This window comes from Metalysinibacillus jejuensis (genome assembly GCF_003057615.1).
In the GTDB taxonomy this organism is placed as follows: domain Bacteria; phylum Bacillota; class Bacilli; order Bacillales_A; family Planococcaceae; genus Metalysinibacillus; species Metalysinibacillus jejuensis.
This window is the reverse complement of sequence record NZ_QAFW01000095.1, coordinates 1-3,568: the sequence shown is the minus strand read 5'-3', so window position 1 is coordinate 3,568 and position 3,568 is coordinate 1. Positions and strand designations below refer to the sequence as shown.

Sequence of the window (3,568 nt, the reverse complement as noted above, 5' to 3'; positions counted from 1 at the left end):
GAATCGTTCTTTCGTTGGATCAAACAGAACTTAAATGTGCCTGTTTTATTTGGCACGACTGAAAATGCGGTGTATAGCCAACTATTTGCGGCGTTAATTGCCTACGTATTATTGAAATTTTTACAAAAGGAAGGACACAAGAAAAAGCACTGTAAACGCCTGTCTTTCGCTGGTTTCACACGCCAGATTCTTTGTGATACCCTGCCGATTGAATGGCGAATTGGATTGAAAGAAATAGTCGAATTCCACCGTGAACTTTATCAAATAGATATTGGGTGATTTTTGTTAATCAACACGTGTGATTTTTAATGAATTTTATCGGTTTTAATATCCACTCAAATTTTCTTAAATCATGTAGACCTCATGTAACGATGTGCTTTTTAGCAGGCGTTTTCATATTGACGTCCCCCTCATCCATCCTTTACGCTGTAAACCGAAAGGAATTGAGTTACCGATGCTAATTACGATTTGTGAAGATGAGCCACTGATTGCTCAAAAATTAGAACATATCATTCACCAGGCATTCCCTTCTCTCAACACACAATGTGTGTCCTCTGGAGAGGCATTATTAACGTCTGAAAAAGCAAACATTTATTTACTTGATATACAACTTATCGATGCGAACGGTGTGGAACTAGCGAAGCAAATTCGAGCAGAGCAGCCACATGCACAAATTATTTTTATTACTGCTTATGAGCAATATGTATTTGACGCATTTGATGTAGAGCCACTGCACTATTTAGTCAAACCGATTGATGAACAGAAGCTAAAGAGCGTCGTCCAGCGAGCGATTGTGAAATGCGAGGAAGCACCTGTACAACAAACATTCAACATTCAAGTTGGTCAGGAGACGACCGTACTGAACATCGCTGACCTTTATTTTGCAGAAGTACAAGGCCGAAACATCACGCTTCATCTTGCTGACCAAATACTTACCTATTCTGGTCGTATGACGCACTTAGAGCAGCAGCTACAAGGGGCTTTTTTCCGTAGTCATCGCTCCTACATCGTGCATTTCAAGTATATTCAGCGCTACAATCAAACGACGATTACATTCACGAATGGCAAGATCGCTTATATCGCTAGAAATCGGTACAAGCCGTTTCTTCAAGCCTTTACCGCCTTTTTGCATGAGGGCATCACATGAACATCGATGCTATTTTTGAAATTGTGGCAGAAGTTTATTTCATTATTTATTTGCTTTGTATCACCATACCGTTTTTACTATTTATTCGCCCTCTATTTATAAAAAAATGGACTGTATTTATTGTCGCTATTAGTTATTTTTTAACAATGATTGTGCTTGACCAGATTCCCTACATGCTTTCGAATTTTACGGCTTATTTACTCGGTAATGTGGTCGCATTCATCGCCATGATTACGCTTGAAAAAGGGAACATCGCAGCGAAGTTTCTTTATTCTAGCTTGTTCTTTGCTGTTCGTTGGCTGTTACCGAGTATTTTTAACACGATTGAGACATATACCGTCCTGAACTGGCAACTTACACAAAGTACCCCATACGCTTTAGTAATCGTTTGGACAGTGGAATACGCTTGCCTATTTTGCTGCTTTTTCATCATTTGTAAAACACTCCACCGTTCTTTAACAACGATTCAACTGACGATGCGCAGTGCTTTTATTTTATGTATTCCTGCATGTGTCAGTAGCATGAGCTATTTTTTAGTGAAAACCTGGAAAACAGAACCGCCTACATCTCAGGTAGAGCTTGTCCTTTTCTTATATTATGTGGCACTCCTTGGCATTCTTCTTGTATTTGTGCGTATTTATGCGGAACAGGAGCGTGCAAAAGTCGCGCTCGCACAGCAATCTTCCTTACACACACAGCTGCAAATGATGAAGCAGCATGTGACGTATATTGAAGAGCTGTATGATGAATTAAAAGGGTTAAAACATGATTTAGGCAACCATTTTGAGGTGCTCGGACAGCTAATGAAGCAAAATGACACGGAAAATGCACAGCACTATATGGCGCATATACAAAAGGAGGCAGCGAGCTTAGCCACTCTTTCAACAGGCCATCCTGTTACCGATGTCATTCTACAACAAAAACGACAACAGGCTGCTCAACACCAAATTGAACTACAATCGAGCTTTTACTTTCCAAAGCAGCTACAAATCGAGCCGTTTGACATGAGCATCGTGCTGAATAATTTGCTCGACAATGCAATCGATGCAACAAGACTTAGTGATAAAAAAACGATTTCAATCCATTGCTCACGCCAGCATGACGTATTTTTGGTTTATGTCGAGAATCCCATTTCTACGAGGCTTCAGCTGAATACAGGAACGGGTCTTCCACTTTCGACAAAAGCATCTCCTTTGCATGGCATTGGCCTGTTAAACGTGCAAGCGACACTACAAAAGTATGGCGGTCATTTGACATTTAACGAGAAAGACTGGCTCTTAACGGTAACAGCCCTTTTCGTCTCTAATTTTGACCATTCATTACAGGAAATGAACCATTCGTGACCAAGCACTCGAACACCTTCAAATGTGACCGAAACAGCAAGTAGCATCACATTTAGGAGGAATCGAGATGAACATACAATTTAAGCAACCGATGCAAGCGCTAGCGTTTCATACACCGACTTTAAAAACACAAGCATTCGTAAAACGAAACGATGAGTCAAAAGATACTTTATCGATTGGTCAACAGGCACGTCATTTATTCAATCAGCAATCATCGAAGAATTCACTCGTTGAAAATTTAATGAAGCAACGTGAAAATTTACTAGAAATGAAAAATAGCCTAACGGAACGCACACTTGAAAAAGGAGAGAACCCTTCGAACTTAAAGGAACAAATGAAGCAGTTTGAGCAGCAACTCGCAGACCTCGATGCACAAATTGCACAAGCTCAAAAAGAAAAACAAACCACACCAAACGAACAGAAAAAAGAAGAGCAGCCAAAGACGGTAGAAGAAGCCATTTTTTCACAAGCACGCTCATTAGAGCAAACGAAAACAATCGGGCAAATGGAACGTTCATTAACACGTGAAAAAGCTTCATTAGAAAGTGAAATGAAGCTTGATGCTACCAGAGGTGTCTATAGTGAATATAAAGCCAATCGGATCACAGAAATTGACGACCAAATGGATTTTGTACAAGAGTCATTGATGGAACAAGTATTTAACACACCAGCGAATGAAGCATTTAACGAAGAAAAGTCCGAAGAATTAACCATTCAAGAGCAACTGAATGAGAAAGCTGAAGAAGAGCAAGCGTTCGAAATGAATAGACACCAGCAAAATAACCATGCCTAGTTCACGTTGAAGAAAGGAAGTGTACATCGCTGCTTTCTTCAATAAAGTTGTACAATTTTTCAATTTCTGCACACATTTTATAGGCGTCCCACCACCAACAAACCGCAAAACATACGCTAAGCAAATTTCGACATGAAAAAAGCCGATTTCCCCTACGCTGAACTGCTCCCTGTCAAGTAAACAGCGGAAATAATAAAAATGCTTTAAGCGGCTTGAGACCTGAATTCTAAAGGACTCAAGCCGTTTAATGTTTCTTGGTAACGTTCGTTGTTATAGAATTTGATG

Annotated in this window: 4 protein-coding genes and 1 pseudogene; 4 read left to right on the top strand and 1 reads right to left on the bottom strand. The window is 39.9% G+C overall.

Features of this window, described 5'->3' with window-relative positions; genetic code table 11:
• The 4 genes and pseudogenes from DDE80_RS13990 to DDE80_RS13975 form a co-directional block, all read left to right on the top strand.
• Positions 1-279, top strand: a pseudogene (locus tag DDE80_RS13990) (IS4 family transposase); the annotation flags it as partial.
• A 175-nt stretch (positions 280-454) separates the two neighbouring features.
• Complete coding sequence (locus DDE80_RS13985; RefSeq protein WP_108308537.1) at positions 455-1,147, top strand: LytR/AlgR family response regulator transcription factor; 693 nt, start codon at positions 455-457, stop codon at positions 1,145-1,147.
• Positions 1,144-2,490: a sensor histidine kinase gene (locus DDE80_RS13980; protein WP_108308535.1), complete on the top strand. Its 1,347-nt coding sequence runs from the start codon at positions 1,144-1,146 to the stop codon at positions 2,488-2,490. The genes DDE80_RS13985 and DDE80_RS13980 overlap by 4 nt, the downstream gene beginning before the upstream one ends.
• A 67-nt stretch (positions 2,491-2,557) precedes the next feature.
• The gene (locus DDE80_RS13975) at positions 2,558-3,283 is read left to right on the top strand and encodes a hypothetical protein (RefSeq protein ID WP_108308534.1); all 726 of its coding nucleotides are present in this window, start codon (positions 2,558-2,560) and stop codon (positions 3,281-3,283) included.
• Positions 3,284-3,486: 203 nt separating this feature from the next.
• Here the strand turns inward: DDE80_RS13975 and DDE80_RS15810 are convergent, their stop codons facing one another.
• Positions 3,487-3,567: an IS3 family transposase gene (locus DDE80_RS15810; RefSeq protein WP_427901817.1), complete on the bottom strand. Its 81-nt coding sequence runs from the start codon at positions 3,565-3,567 to the stop codon at positions 3,487-3,489.
• Between the last annotated feature and the right edge of the window lies 1 nt (position 3,568).